Source organism: Aliiroseovarius sp. S2029 (assembly GCF_023195575.1).
Classification (GTDB): Bacteria; Pseudomonadota; Alphaproteobacteria; order Rhodobacterales; family Rhodobacteraceae; genus Aliiroseovarius; species Aliiroseovarius zhejiangensis.
The window spans coordinates 32,261-46,106 of the sequence record NZ_JALPQE010000005.1 but is presented as its reverse complement, the minus strand read 5'-3'; the positions used below and the strand labels follow the sequence as shown (position 1 = coordinate 46,106).

Sequence of the window (13,846 nt, the reverse complement as noted above, 5' to 3'; positions counted from 1 at the left end):
GTTTTTCCGTCGCCGCTTCGTGATTGGACCGTGAGGCATGTTGCCCGGCATGGTCAGACCATCAGCAAAACCGGAGATCTCATGTTCAAGCCTGTGCTGGCCGCATTGATCATTGCCGCAAGCCCTGCCGCTGCGCAGGATGCTGACGGCAACGACCGCCCGTCAAACTGGCGCGTCACCCATCAATCGAAATCCGGGATCTGGACAACCGCCTGTGATGAGCGCGGGGCGGGAGAGGCGTTGGAACAACGCTGCTATATCCGCTGGGTCGATGTGTTTTCGCCCAAGCCCAAATTCGCCGCGCTGTTCGTGTTCATCACGAATGCAGACAACCGTCCCGAAGTGGCATTCGGCACCGAGGCCGGCACGCTGTTCTCACCCGGCGGTTTCCGGATCGAGAACGGTGGCAGGCGGGTCTGGAACACGCTGCGCCCGGGGTGCCTGACCGGGCTGAGGTGCACGTTTACTGGTGACGATGCCCTGAAGCTGATCGGCGTCATGCAATCCGAAGGGGAGTTTGCCTTCGAGTTCCGTGACCGACACGGCACATCGCAATCCCTGCGCTGGCCCCTTTCAGGCTTTGCCGACGCGTTGGAACGCTTCAACGCCCAGTCCGGCTTGCGCGGGCTGCCCACCTTGCCGATTGCGCCCTAATACCACCTTGCCACCCGCTGATTGATTGCCCAAAGTCGCCACAACTATCACGGCAGGAGGCTTGCATGGACACGGTCATTGGCATCATCGGTGGGTCGGGTGTTTACGAATTTGACGGGTTGGAGGAGGCGCAGTGGCAGGACGTTTCCTCGCCCTGGGGCACCCCATCCGATCAGGTTCTGACCGGGCGATTGGGCGGCGTGAACATGGCGTTTCTGCCCCGCCATGGGCGCGGGCATGTGCATGCGCCCTCGGACGTGCCGTATCGCGCCAATATCGACGCGCTGAAACGCTTGGGCGTCACGGACGTGATCAGCGTGTCGGCCTGCGGATCGTTTCGCGAGGATATGGCACCGGGCGATTTCGTCATCGTGGACCAGTTCATCGACCGCACGTTCGCGCGGCCCAAAAGCTTTTTCGGATCGGGCTGCGTGGCGCATGTGGGCTTTGCCCACCCGACCTGCCTACGCCTGTCCGCCGCCTGCACTCAATCGGCCCGCGCGGCGGGTGTCACGGTGCATGAGGGCGGCACCTATCTGGCGATGGAAGGCCCGCAGTTTTCCACGTTGGCCGAAAGCCGGATGTACCGGGACCAATGGGGGGCGGACGTGATCGGCATGACCAACATGCCCGAAGCGAAGCTCGCCCGTGAGGCCGAGCTTTGCTATGCCTCGGTCGCGATGGTCACCGATTACGACTGCTGGCACCCCGACCATGACGAGGTCGACGTGGCACAGGTCATCGCAACGCTCACCGGCAATGGCGACAAGGCAAGACGCATGGTGGCGGGGCTGCCGGCCCTGTTGGGGGCCAACCGCGCGCCCTGCCCGCATGGCTGCGACCGGGCGCTGGACATGGCGATCATGACGGCAGCGGACAAGCGCGACCCCACCCTTTTGGGCAAACTGGACGCCGTGGCCGGGCGGGTGCTGTGACCACGCGCCACTTGCGTCAGTGACCGGATTGCGCCACACAAATGCCGACCCATTCTGCGAAAGGCGTTCCCATGAACAAGGGCAAGACCGTCAAGGACTACATCCGCACCATCGTTGATTTTCCGCACGAAGGCATCCTGTTTCGCGATGTGACCACCCTGTTTGCCGACCCGCGCGGGTTTCGCATGGCGATCGACCAGATGCTGCATCCTTACGCGGGCGAGCAGATCGACAAGGTTGTCGGGCTTGAGGCGCGCGGTTTCATTCTGGGCGGCGCGATTGCCCACCAATTGACCCTTGGCTTCGTGCCGATCCGCAAGAAGGGCAAACTGCCCGGCGCCACGCTGTCACAATCCTATACGCTGGAATATGGCGAGGCAGTGGTGGAAATCCATGACGACGCGATCCAGCCCGGCGAAAAGATCCTGCTGGTCGATGACCTTCTGGCGACGGGCGGCACCGCCGAAGCGGGGATCAAGCTGATCGAACGGCTGGGCGGCGAGATCGTCGGCTGCGCCTTCATCGTTGACCTGCCGGAACTGGGCGGGCGCAAGCTGCTTGAGGGGATGGGCATGGATGTCCATGTCCTGTGCGATTTCGAAGGGCTGTGAACCTCTTGTTAACGACGTGCCGCTAAACCTGTCCCTGCCTGACGGGAGTTCAGGCGCTGCTTGCTGGCATGACATATCGTGCAACGCCCCGCCTCACCCCGGCGGGGCGTTTTCTTTTGCTATTTATCTGTTGCTTTTTGCAACAATTCACGCCGAGCTAAAGATCACGCCAGGATTCATGATGCCGCAAGGGTCCAGCGCATCCTTGATCGCGCGCATCGCGACCAGCCGCGCCGGATCGCCATAGCGGTTCAACTCCTCAGGTTTCAGGCGACCGATCCCGTGCTCCGCGCTGAACGATCCTGCATAAGATTGCACCAAATCATAGACGATGCTGCGCACCCGTTGGCGCCTATCAGCATATGCCGCCACCGTCTGCCCTTCGGGCGGAAATACGTTGTAATGCAGGTTGCCATCACCCAAATGACCGAACGCATTGACCCGAAACGGACCGAGTTGCGCAAGGGCGGAATCAGCTTCGCTCAGAAATGTGGGGATGGCCGACAGCGGCAAGGATATGTCATGCGAACTGATCACACCGATGGCACGGTTGGCCAGCGGAATGTCCTCGCGCAGTTTCCAAAAGGCGGCGCGCTGGCCTTCGCTTTGGGCTATCACGCCATCGTCGGTTAGCCCGGCACGTGCGGCGTCCGCAAACAGGGTAGCCAGTTCGGCCTCGGGGTCTTGGCCCGCACCCAGTCCCAGGTCGATCAGCACCGACCAGTCCGGGCGCGCGGCAAAAGGCTGCGCGCCGCCCAAATCGGCGATCCGCAGGAAATCCAGCCCGGTCCCCTTGATCAGCTCAAACGCGCTGATTCCCTGCCCAAGCCGCGCTTGCGCCATCGCCAGCATATCCAGCGCCGCCGATGGATTGCGGACCGTCAAAAGTGCGGTGCCTTGCCGGGCCGGTTGCGGAAACAGTCGCAGGCTGGCGGCGGTGATCACGCCCAGTGTTCCCTCGGCCCCGCACAGAAGCGCGCGCAGGTCGAAGCCCGTGTTGTCCTTGCGCAATCGTTTCAGCCCATGATGGATCGACCCATCAGGCAAAACCGCCTCGACCCCGAGGCAAAGATCGCGCGCCGAGCCATAGCGCAGCACGTTCACCCCGCCCGCGTTGGTGGACAGGCATCCACCGATCCGGCACGATCCTTCGGACGCCAGCGACAGGGGAAACAGTCGATCCACCTCATCCGCGGCGGCCTGAATGTCGGCCAACACCGCTCCGGCCTCGGCGATAAGCACGTTCTCGGACGGGTGAACGGCGCGAATTTTTGCCATCCGCTCCAGGCTCAGGATCACCGGGGCAGCGTCCGGCATGACCTGCCCCCCCACCAGACCAGTGCCGCCGCCAAAGGGCACCACCGGCACGCGCGACGCAGCACATTCGCGGATGATCGTCGCGACCTCGTCGACAGAGGATGGCGCCAGCACCAGACCCCCGGCCCCACGAAACAGTCCACGCGGTTCTTCCTGATAGGCGGGGGTCAGGGGGCGAAACACCGGATCGGGCAACACGGCACGCAGCCGTGTTTCAAACGCAACGTCCACTGGTTTCAGATCGCCCATGACCGCCCCGCCTCTGACCTATCCGGCCTGCGTGCGCCCGCGCCGGTCGGACCGAAGGTTGGCATAAAGCACGTGATTACGCCAGCGCCCGTTGATCTGCAAATAGCTTTGCGCGACGCCCTCGTATTTATAGCCGACCTTTTCCAGCACCCCGCGCGACGCGGCATTTTCGGGCAGGCATCCGGCCTCGAGCCGTGACAGGTCAAGCTCGTTGAACGCGTAATGGACCACGGCCTCCAGCCCTTCGCGCATATATCCTTGGCGCGCAAACCGTTCCCCGATCCAGTATCCGGTCGTGCCCGCCTGAGACGGGCCGCGCCTTATATGGTCCAGCGTCACCGCGCCCACAAGCGCCTTGTCCGCCCGTCGAAACATGAAAAGTGGAAGCGCGGTGCCCCCCTGAATCGAACGATTGGCCCAATAAACACGATTTGTGAAACTCTTGCGGCTCAGATGATCCTGTGCCCAGGTCGGCTCCCACGGGGTCAGGAAGTCGCGGCTGGCGGCGCGCAACGCCGCCCAACCGCGAAAGTCGCCATGTGCGGGAGGACGCATGGTCAGACGTTCGGTTTCGATCCTGACCTTCTTGGACCGACCCAGCATCAGGCCACACGCCTCTCTTGCAGGGCCTTAAGGCTCAACGCCTGCTCTGCGGGTCCATAGACCGCCATCGCCATTTCGCCATGGATCAGCCCGGCACCGAAATCACGCAGATCGGCCAGCGTCACGGCGTCGATCTTGTCAACCGTTTCCGATAACGGCGGCACGCGGCCCCAGATCGCAACCAGCCGCGCCATCCGTTCAGCCCGCGACGACGGGCTTTCCAGCCCCATCAGCAGCCCTGCCTTCATCTGCACCCGCGCCCGGTCCAGCTCCCGCTCCGTGATATCCGTTCCGGCGCGCTTCATCTCGTCGATGCACAGCCGCGACAGATCGGCAATATCGTCGCCTGATGTCCCGGCATAGATCGTCATCATTCCCGTGTCGTCATAGGCGCCGAGCTGCGAGAAGATCGAATAGCACAGCCCCCGCTTTTCGCGCACCTCCTGAAACAGACGCGAGGACATGCCGCCGCCCAGGGCCGAACTGAACAGTTGCGCCGCATAAAACGCATCGTCACGATAGCTGGGGGCTTCAAACCCCAATGTGAAATGCACCTGTTCCAGCCCCGGCCGCTGTTCGATGCGCGACCCGCTTGCCCAGCGTGCCGGGTCGGTCACACGGGGATTGCGGGGCTTCAGATGCCCAAAGGCTGCTTCGGCAAGGCGTAGTATCTGGTCATGATCGACCGCCCCCGCTGCCGACAGGATCAACTGCTCCGGCCCGTAATGCTGCCCCACGAACGCCGAGAGGTCATCTCTTGCGAACGAACGCACACGCTCCACCGGCCCCAGGATCGTGCGCCCCATCGGTTGATTGGGAAACGCGGCTTCCTGCAACCAGTCGAAAATCACATCGTCCGGCGTATCCAGCGCCTGTCCGATTTCCTGCAAGATCACGCCGCGCTCGATCTCGATCTCGCTGTCGTCGAACACCGGGTTCAGCACGATGTCCGAGATCACATCAAGCCCCAGCGCCACATCATCTTTCAGCACGCGCACGTAGTAAGCCGTCACCTCGCGCGAGGTGTAGGCATTGATATAGCCCCCCACATCTTCGATCTCCTCGGCGATTTCGAGGGCGGACCGTTTTTCGGTGCCTTTGAACGCCATATGCTCAAGAAAATGGGCAATGCCGTTCTGGGCGGGGGTTTCATGCCGCCCGCCCGCCGTCACCCACACCCCGACCGAGGCGCTTTCCAGCCCCGGCATATGCTCGGTCACGACGCTGACGCCGTTGGGCAGCCTGTCCAGACATACGCTCATGCAGAGATGACCTTTCCGGTTCGTTCGCAGATCATGCTTTTCAGCGCCTCAAGGTCATTGGCCACGCGGGTTACACGCTCGTCCCGGTCAAACAGGCCTGCCATATGCGGCGGCAAGGACGCGTCCTGCCCGCAGGCCTCCTTGACGGCAGCAGGAAATTTGGCCGGGTGTGCGGTGGCCAGCGTGATCATGGGGCTTGCGCCCAGATGCTCGTTTGCGACCTTCACGCCAACGGCGGAATGGGGGCAGAGGACTTCGCCCGTCTGCGCGAACGCGGCGCGAATCTGCGCCATGGTTTCATCCTCGGAGGCGCGTCCGCTGTCGAACGTGTCGCGCAGGAACTCCATCGCGCCCTGACTGATCTTGAAGCCACCTTCTGACAGGTCGGCCATCTGATCGGCCACCACCTTGCCATCGCGCCCATAGGCGTCAAACAGCACACGTTCAAAGTTGGACGATACCTGAATATCCATCGACGGGCTGATCGAGGGCGCCACCCCCGCCTTGGTATAGGCGCCCGTTTCCATGGTGCGGTGCAGGATGTCGTTCTGGTTCGTGGCAATCACCAGTTGATCAATCGGCAGCCCCATTTTCTTGGCGATATAGCCTGCGAATATGTCTCCGAAATTCCCGGTGGGCACCGTGAAGCTGACCGTGCGATGCGGCGCACCCAACGCAACCGCCGAGGTAAAATAATACACCACCTGCGCCAGCACTCGCGCCCAGTTGATCGAGTTCACGCCGGCCAGTTTCACCGCGTCGCGAAAGGCGAAATCGTTGAACATATCCTTGAGGCGCGCCTGACAATCGTCGAAATCACCATCCACGGCCAGCGCGTGAACGTTCGCCTCGTTGGGGGTTGTCATCTGGCGGCGCTGCACATCCGAGACCCGGCCATGTGGAAACAGGATGAACACGTCGACCGCATCCAACCCCTTGAACGCCTCGATCGCCGCGGACCCGGTGTCGCCAGAGGTCGCGCCGACGATGGTTACATGCTCGCCGCGACGGCTCAGCGCCACCTGGAACAGTTGCCCGATCAGTTGCATGGCAAAGTCCTTGAAGGCCAGCGTGGGACCGTGGAACAGTTCCAGCAGAAAGTGGTTCGGGCCAAGCTGCACCAGCGGCGCGCGGGCGTCGTGGTTGAAGCCGGCATAGGCTTTGGCGATGATCTCGGCGAACTCTTCATCCGTGAACGTGTCACCCACGAACGGGCGCATCACGCGAAACGCGACCTCTTCATAGGGCAGCCCGGCCAGGGCGGCGATATCGCCCGCGCTCATGGTCGGCACGGTTTCGGGCACATAAAGGCCGCCATCACGGGCCAGACCCGTCAGCATGGCATCTTCAAAGCTCAGAACCGGGGCGTCGCCACGGGTGGAAATATAGCGCATTTCAGTCGCTCCTTGGGGCGAGGGTGTCACGTGTCCGGCGTTTCATACGCCAAAGCGCAAAGACTGTCATCACCACCCATGTCGCCGCCATCAAAAACCATGTGACGGCATATTCAAGGTGGTCGTTGGGAATGCCAACACTGGTGACGGGCATCGGCAGGATACCCGACTCGGGGGGCGTGGTTTGCCGGGCGATGACCAGCAAAGGGCGGGTGTTCAGAACATCGGCCATCTGGTCGATATCGCGGGCAAACCATGTGTTGGTGTCGATTTCATTTTCGGGTGTCGCGCTATTTCGGTCATCCGGCCAGTGCAGGTTGCCGATGACGGTCACCGGACCATCCGGCGTCGGGGGCATGGGATCAGACACGCGGATGAACCCCCGGTCCACAAGGATCGCGCCGTCTTCCATCGCAAGCGGAGAAATCAGCCGATAACCCGCACCCGCGTCCCGGCTGCTGACCAGCACGCGCAGCGTGTCAGACCCCATCGTTCCCATCACCTTCACCGGCAGGAATTTGTCATGGTCCGGATTGGGCTGCGCGGGCAGATCAACAGGGGTCGCCGCGATTCGACGGTCAATCTCGTCCAGCACGCCTTCTTTCCAATGCAACCGATCCAGTTGCCATTTTCCAAGCCCCAGAAACACGCCCAGAACGGCGAAGCTGAGAACGGTGGTCAGGATCAGGCGAAGGCTCATATGCGGGTCCGGCAAATCAAGTGAAAGGGGCGCGAAGGTTTCCCCTCGCGCCCCGAATAGGACTATTTTCGGGTCAGGTTCAACTGCCCCAGATATAGATGCTGGCAAACAGGAACAGCCAGACAACGTCGACGAAGTGCCAGTACCAGGCGGCGGCTTCAAAACCGACATGGCTTTCCGGGGTGAAATGCCCACGCATCGCACGCAGAAGGCAGACGAACAGGAAGATCGTCCCCACAATCACGTGGAAGCCGTGAAAGCCCGTCGCCATGAAGAAGTTCACACCATAGATGTTGCCTGCGAAATCGAAGGCGGCGTGGCTGTATTCATAAGCCTGGAAGATGGTGAAGAGCACACCCAGGATCACCGCCAGCGCCAGGCCGGTGACCAGATCCTTGCGGTTGTTTTCATGCGCGATCGCATGGTGGGCCCAGGTGACGGCCGCGCCTGACAGAAGCAGGATCAGCGTGTTGATCAGCGGCAGGTGCCAAGGGTCGAACGTCTCGATCCCTTCGGGCGGCCAGACGCCGTCAATCGCGGGCGAGCCTTCGGTCATGGGATACAGCGCGTGTTTGAAGAAGCTCCAGAACCAGGCGACGAAGAACATGACTTCGGACATGATGAACAGGATCACGCCATAGCGCAGGCCGATCTTCACCACAGAGGTATGATCGCCGGTTTCGCCTTCGTGCACGACATCGGTCCACCACGCATACATGACGTAAAGCACACCAGCCAGACCGATGAAGAAGATCCATGGCACGCCATTGGCCATCCACTGAACCGCACCGAACAACATGATGAACCCCGCCACGGCCCCGAGGAACGGGTTCACCGAGGGCGGCAGGATGTGATAGTCGTGATTTTTTGCATGTGCCATAAGCGTATAGTCCCTGTTCTTCTGGCTCAGTTTTGCACTGCCGGGGCGTCTGGCGCAAGTTGTGCGACCTCGTCCGGCAGTTCTGTTTCGTGGAATGTGTATGACAGCGTGATGGCTTTTAGGTATTTGGCTTCGCGGTCCTCAAGAATGTCCGGGTCGACATAGAAGGTTACCGGCATGGTCACGCGTTCGCCCGGTTGCAGCACCTGCTGTTCAAAGCAGAAACAGTCGATCTTGGTGAAATAGCCACCGGCCGAGAACGGGGCGACGTTGTAGCTGGCGGTGCCGGCGACGGGGCGGTCGGTTGGGTTGTAAGCTTCGTAGAAGGCCAGCCCGGTTTCACCCAGATTGATCTCCATCTCGTGCTGCATGGGCTTGAATTCCCACGGCATACCGCGTTCTTTCGAGGCATCAAAACGGACCAGCACCTTCTGATCCAGCACCACATCCGACCCGCGCTGCGCCACCGCGGTTTCCCCGCCAAAGCCCGTCACGCGGCAGAACCAGTCATAAAACGGCACTGCAGCCCATGACAAAGACCCCATCAGGATCACCACGCCCACCATCTTGGCGGCTGTTTTCTGCGGGCGGGTCAAGCTCATTTGCTGACCTCCGACGCGGCGGGATCGGGTTGATAGATGTCGCTGACCTTGGCAACGGTCAGGCCATAGACCAGCCCGACGAACAGGATCAGCGCGACACCGACGCCAATATTGCGGCTCAGGCGGCGTTTGTGCAGTTCGTGATCAACCTTGATCGCCATCAGCCCCAACCCCCAAGCCCAAAGGGTTTCAGCGAAGCTTCGACCAGCAGCGCGCCGTAATGCAGGAACAGATAAGCCAGCGACAGCTTGAACAGCCCGCGTTCGGCCTTGTGGCGGTCGGCGTCTGACGCCGCATCGTCGCGGCGGAACACGTCCCATGCACCCTTGATAAACATACCGTTCAGGATCAGGGCCACCGCCATATAGACCGGCCCGCCGATGGAGGTCAGGCCCAGCGCGATGGCCACAACAGCCAACACCAGCGAATAGCCGAGGATATGCGCGCGGGTCGCCCGGCGCCCATGCGTCACGGTCAGCATCGGCACGCCCGCATTGGCATAGTCACCCTTGGTAAACAGCGCCAGCGCCCAGAAATGCGGTGGGGTCCAGGCGAAGGTCAGGGCGAACATCAGCACGCTTTCGATCGAGATGCCGCCCGTGGCCACAGCCCAGCCGATCATCGGCGGGAAGGCCCCGGCGGCACCACCAATAACGATGTTCTGCGGCGTCCAGCGCTTCAGCCACATGGTATAGATCACCACATAGAAGAAGATGGTGAACGCCAACAACGCCGCCGCCATCAGGTTTGCGGCAAGGCCCAGCATCACCACGGCCATGGCAGACAGGGCCATGCCGATGGCGAACGCCTCGCCCTCGGTCACTTTACCCGACGGGATGGGGCGCGACTGCGTGCGGCGCATCTTGCGGTCGATATCCGCGTCCCACCACATATTGAGCGCGCCCGAGGCGCCTCCGCCAACGGCAATGAACAGGATCGAGGCCAGACAGACCACGGGATTCACGCCGACCGGGGCGACCAGCAGCCCCACCAATGCTGTGAACACGACCAGCGACATCACACGCGGCTTCAACAGCGCGAAATAGTCGCCAAACCCGGCCTCGCCGGTGTCGGTGTTGGTCTGGATGCTCGCGTCGCTCATGGGATCCTATGCGATCTGAATTTGACTGTCGGTTTCGGTTTGCGAAAGCCGCCCCGAACAGGACGGCCTGATAAGGGCGCAGGCACAGGGCCGCGCCCTTGACACGGGTTATTCGGCGGTTGCGACCTGCACGGTCGGCAGGGAATTGACGTTGCCTGCGTATTCCTCAACCGCGCCCTTGAGCCAGGTGTCGTATTCAGCCTGGGTGACGGCTTTGACGGTGATCGGCATATAGGCGTGGTCCTTGCCGCACAGTTCAGAACACTGGCCGAAATAGATGCCTTCCTTGCCCTCGTCGACCTCGAACCACAGTTCGGCCAGACGACCAGGAACGGCGTCCTGTTTCACACCGAAGGCCGGGATGGTCCAGGAATGGATCACGTCTGCACCTGTGACCTGAATGACGACCTTCTTGCCGGTGGGCACGACAACGGCGGTGTCGGTGGCCAGCAGGTATTCGCTATCGCTATAGCCGTATTCTTCCAGCTCTTCCTTCGCCAGAAGGAAGCTGTCGAAGCCGAATTCATGCTGGGGATATTCGTATCCCCAATACCACTGATAGCCGGTCGCCTTGATCACCACGTCGCCTTTCGGGATCACCTGCTGCTGGAACAGCACCGGCAGGGAAAACGCCCCGATGAACACCAGGATGACCACCGGTACAAGGGTCCAGACAATCTCGATCGGGGTGTTGTGGGTGAAGGTTGCGGGCTCAGGATTCGCGCGGCGGTTGAAGCGCACGATCACGATGGCCAGCAACAGGGTCACAAAAATCGTGATGGCGATGATGATATAGTTGATCATCCCATCCAGCCCATGCGTTGCCTGTGCGACACTGGTAGCCGAGGGCTGGAACCCCATCGCGCCATCAACCGGCGCGCCAATGATTTCCAGTTTATCCTGTGCCATCGCCTGACCCGCGGTCAGGATGGCAGTTGCAGTGGCGAAAAGGCTGCTGACACGCATCATGTTCGTCTTTCTCTTCCCTGTGCGGCGTGATCCGAATGCCACCCTTTCAGGCGGCGCGGCAATCGCTCGCTCATACCTCTCCCGGGCCCTTGCGCGGGATTCCTTGTTTCTCTTTGACGAGAAACCATATTACAAAGCTGGGAACAAGGAAAAACCTTCTCAGGTTAAGCAACAAATCCACCATTCGCGCTATTTCGAGGCCCCCATGACAGACGCCACACCGTTTCGCCCGTTTGAGACCCACCTGGATGCCGACCGCGCCCGTGCCCTTCTGACCGAAGTGACGCATGGTGCCGATGATGGCGAGCTGTTTCTGGAGCGGATGCGGTCCGAGGCGCTGGTGTTTGACGACGGGCGGCTGCGCACCGCCAGCTATGACGCATCCGAAGGCTTCGGGCTGCGTGCGGTCAAGGGCGATACGACGGGTTATGCCCATTCCTCCGAGATCAGCGAGGCCGCCCTGCGCCGCGCAGCGGCCACTGCGCGTCTGGCTGTGGGCGACGGGGGCGGCACCTGGGTAGACGCCCCTGCCCGCACCAATCAGAAGCTCTATACCGATGCCGACCCGATGGCCGATGCGGGCTTTGGCCTGAAGATCGAAACCCTGCGCGACATCGACGCCTTCACCCGCGACCTTGACCCGCGCGTGGTTCAGGTGTCGGCCACCTTGGCCGCCAGTTTGCAAGAGGTTCATATCCTGCGCCCGGATGGTGTTCTGGTTTCGGACACACGCCCAATGACGCGGCTGAATGTCTCGGTCATTGTCGAACAGGACGGGCGGCGCGAAAGCGGCTCGTCCGGCGGGGGCGGTCGGACAGGTCTGACCGGGTTGATGACCCCCGACACATGGCAGGCGTCGGCCCGCGAAGCCTTGCGCATCGCGCTGGTCAATCTGGACGCGGTCCCTGCCCCTGCGGGCGTGATGGACGTGGTCTTGGGCAATGGCTGGCCCGGCATCCTGTTGCACGAAGCTGTGGGGCATGGCCTGGAAGGCGATTTCAACCGCAAGGGCACCTCGGCCTTCTCGGGCCTTGTCGGCACGCAGGTCGCCGCCAGGGGCGTGACCGTGGTCGATGACGGCACTCTGCCCGACCGGCGCGGGTCGCTGTCAGTGGATGACGAGGGCACGCCCACGGGTCGTGCGGTCTTGATCGAAGACGGCGTGCTGGTCGGGTATATGCAAGACCGCCAGAACGCCCGCCTGATGGGCGTTGCCCCCACCGGCAACGGGCGGCGGCAAAGCTATGCCCACGCCCCGATGCCGCGCATGACCAACACGATCATGGAAAGCGGCGCCGCCACGCCCGAAGAGGTGCTGGGCGAGTTGAAAGACGGGATCTATGCCGTCGGCTTCGGCGGTGGCCAGGTGGATATCACCAACGGCAAATTCGTGTTCTCCTGCACCGAGGCATACCGCGTTGAAGGCGGCAAGATCGGCGCGCCCGTCAAGGGGGCGACGCTGATTGGCGACGGCCCGGCCGCGATGAAACAGATCCGCGCGATTGGCAATGACATGGCGATGGACCCGGGCATCGGCACCTGCGGTAAGGCGGGCCAATCGGTGCCGGTGGGCGTGGGCCAGCCGTCGCTGCTGATCGGCGGGCTGACCGTGGGCGGATCGGCGGCGTGACCCCCCTGCGCGCGCGGATCCTAACGATTTGCGGCGCGGCGTTGATCCTGATGTTCTTTTCCGAGCTGTTCTTCGTCAACGAAGGGCCGTCGCAAACGGTTCGTGACCTGTTGTCCCGGCCGGCTGAGGCTGGCCTCGAACTTCTGGAACTGACGGCATACTATGCTTTTTTCGCCTGGATTCTGCTGCTGTTGCTGCCCTATGCCGAACGGTTCGGGCTGGCGGGCTTGCTGCTGGCTGGTTGCCTGTTCGGCTGGGTGACCGAAGGCACGGTCATTCCGCTGGTTCACGAAGCGCCGCCGGTGTCCTGGGTCTGGCCCTCGATCAGTTGGCACGCGCTCATCGACGTATTGCTGGGGTTGTTCGCGCTGCGATGGGCAATGCGCCGTCTTGGCCTGACCGCGCAGTGCTGTCTGTTTGCCGGGCTGGGCCTGATCTGGGCGATCTGGGCAACCTGGACATGGGGCGGGCCCGGCATGGATCGCACCACCCCCGGCGCGTTCGTGTTCTATGCCTTTGCCAGCTCCGCCTTTTGGCTGACGGGCCTTGTGCTTCTGGATCATGGCGGGTGTTGGAGCGCGACCAAGACGGAACACTGGGTGCTTGGCGCTGCGGCCGCGGTTTTGGGCGGGGCAATGGCCACCATGGCCCTTCCCATGTCAGCGGGCATCTTGACGATTGCGGTGACAACGTGGTGGCTGCTGATCCGCAACGCACCGCGCACCCCCGCCAAAAGGTGGCGCCTTCCATCCGGTGGGCTGGTCGCACACCGCTATCTGGTGGTTGTGATCACCCCGGTGACCGCCAGTCTAGGCTATTGGTTTTTATGGGATAATGGCTGGCGCATTCCAACCGAAGAGATCACCGCGCTCGCCCTGCTTCTGGGGGTGGCGATTTATTTCTGGGCGATCTGGCATGTGTTCACCACCCGTTAACCA

Annotated in this window: 15 protein-coding genes; 5 read left to right on the top strand and 10 right to left on the bottom strand. The window is 62.1% G+C overall.

The annotated features are described in order from the left end of the window. Positions 1-81 precede the first annotated feature (81 nt). From MUY21_RS11165 to MUY21_RS11155, 3 genes are all read left to right on the top strand, one after another. A complete protein-coding gene (locus MUY21_RS11165; RefSeq protein WP_248410461.1) occupies positions 82-654 on the top strand; it encodes a hypothetical protein in 573 nt (190 codons plus the stop codon). Between the two features lie 65 nt (positions 655-719). Beyond that, positions 720-1,589, top strand: a complete 870-nt coding sequence (locus MUY21_RS11160; RefSeq protein WP_248410460.1) for an S-methyl-5'-thioadenosine phosphorylase — start codon at positions 720-722, stop codon at positions 1,587-1,589. Between the two features lie 71 nt (positions 1,590-1,660). Continuing rightward, the gene (locus tag MUY21_RS11155) at positions 1,661-2,200 is read left to right on the top strand and encodes an adenine phosphoribosyltransferase (protein WP_248410459.1); all 540 of its coding nucleotides are present in this window, start codon (positions 1,661-1,663) and stop codon (positions 2,198-2,200) included. 147 nt (positions 2,201-2,347) lie between these two features. Here MUY21_RS11155 and MUY21_RS11150 read toward each other — a convergent pair whose 3' ends face one another. The 10 genes from MUY21_RS11150 to coxB form a co-directional block, all read right to left on the bottom strand. Further along, positions 2,348-3,766, bottom strand: a complete 1,419-nt coding sequence (locus tag MUY21_RS11150) for an FAD-binding oxidoreductase (protein WP_248410458.1) — start codon at positions 3,764-3,766, stop codon at positions 2,348-2,350. Between the two features lie 18 nt (positions 3,767-3,784). Continuing rightward, positions 3,785-4,369, bottom strand: a complete 585-nt coding sequence (locus MUY21_RS11145; protein ID WP_248410457.1) for a GNAT family protein — start codon at positions 4,367-4,369, stop codon at positions 3,785-3,787. Continuing rightward, the gene (locus MUY21_RS11140; protein ID WP_248410456.1) at positions 4,369-5,631 is read right to left on the bottom strand and encodes a pitrilysin family protein; all 1,263 of its coding nucleotides are present in this window, start codon (positions 5,629-5,631) and stop codon (positions 4,369-4,371) included. The genes MUY21_RS11145 and MUY21_RS11140 overlap by 1 nt, the downstream gene beginning before the upstream one ends. Beyond that, entirely contained in the window at positions 5,628-7,025 is a 1,398-nt protein-coding gene (gene thrC, locus MUY21_RS11135; RefSeq protein ID WP_248410455.1) for a threonine synthase, read from the bottom strand. Before thrC ends, MUY21_RS11140 begins: the two co-directional genes overlap by 4 nt. Before the next feature lies 1 nt (position 7,026). Continuing rightward, positions 7,027-7,725 carry an SURF1 family protein gene (locus MUY21_RS11130; RefSeq protein ID WP_248410454.1) on the bottom strand — a complete coding sequence of 233 codons (699 nt, stop codon included), beginning with the start codon at positions 7,723-7,725 and terminating at the stop codon, positions 7,027-7,029. A 79-nt stretch (positions 7,726-7,804) separates the two neighbouring features. Further along, positions 7,805-8,605 (bottom strand): cytochrome c oxidase subunit 3, encoded by an 801-nt coding sequence (locus tag MUY21_RS11125; protein ID WP_248410453.1) that lies wholly within the window; start codon positions 8,603-8,605, stop codon positions 7,805-7,807. A 26-nt stretch (positions 8,606-8,631) separates the two neighbouring features. Next, positions 8,632-9,207 (bottom strand): cytochrome c oxidase assembly protein, encoded by a 576-nt coding sequence (locus tag MUY21_RS11120; RefSeq protein WP_248410452.1) that lies wholly within the window; start codon positions 9,205-9,207, stop codon positions 8,632-8,634. Beyond that, entirely contained in the window at positions 9,204-9,368 is a 165-nt protein-coding gene (locus MUY21_RS11115) for a hypothetical protein (RefSeq protein ID WP_191285360.1), read from the bottom strand. Before MUY21_RS11115 ends, MUY21_RS11120 begins: the two co-directional genes overlap by 4 nt. Then, complete coding sequence (gene cyoE / locus MUY21_RS11110) at positions 9,368-10,309, bottom strand: heme o synthase (protein WP_248410451.1); 942 nt, start codon at positions 10,307-10,309, stop codon at positions 9,368-9,370. Before cyoE ends, MUY21_RS11115 begins: the two co-directional genes overlap by 1 nt. 108 nt (positions 10,310-10,417) lie before the next feature. Next, positions 10,418-11,275, bottom strand: coding sequence for a cytochrome c oxidase subunit II (gene coxB, locus MUY21_RS11105; RefSeq protein ID WP_248410732.1), 858 nt, complete (start codon positions 11,273-11,275; stop codon positions 10,418-10,420). Between the two features lie 208 nt (positions 11,276-11,483). Here coxB and tldD point away from each other — a divergent pair, with 208 nt between their 5' ends. After that, positions 11,484-12,908, top strand: a complete 1,425-nt coding sequence (gene tldD / locus MUY21_RS11100) for a metalloprotease TldD (protein ID WP_248410450.1) — start codon at positions 11,484-11,486, stop codon at positions 12,906-12,908. After that, the gene (locus MUY21_RS11095; RefSeq protein WP_248410449.1) at positions 12,905-13,843 is read left to right on the top strand and encodes a hypothetical protein; all 939 of its coding nucleotides are present in this window, start codon (positions 12,905-12,907) and stop codon (positions 13,841-13,843) included. Before tldD ends, MUY21_RS11095 begins: the two co-directional genes overlap by 4 nt. Positions 13,844-13,846 lie beyond the last annotated feature (3 nt).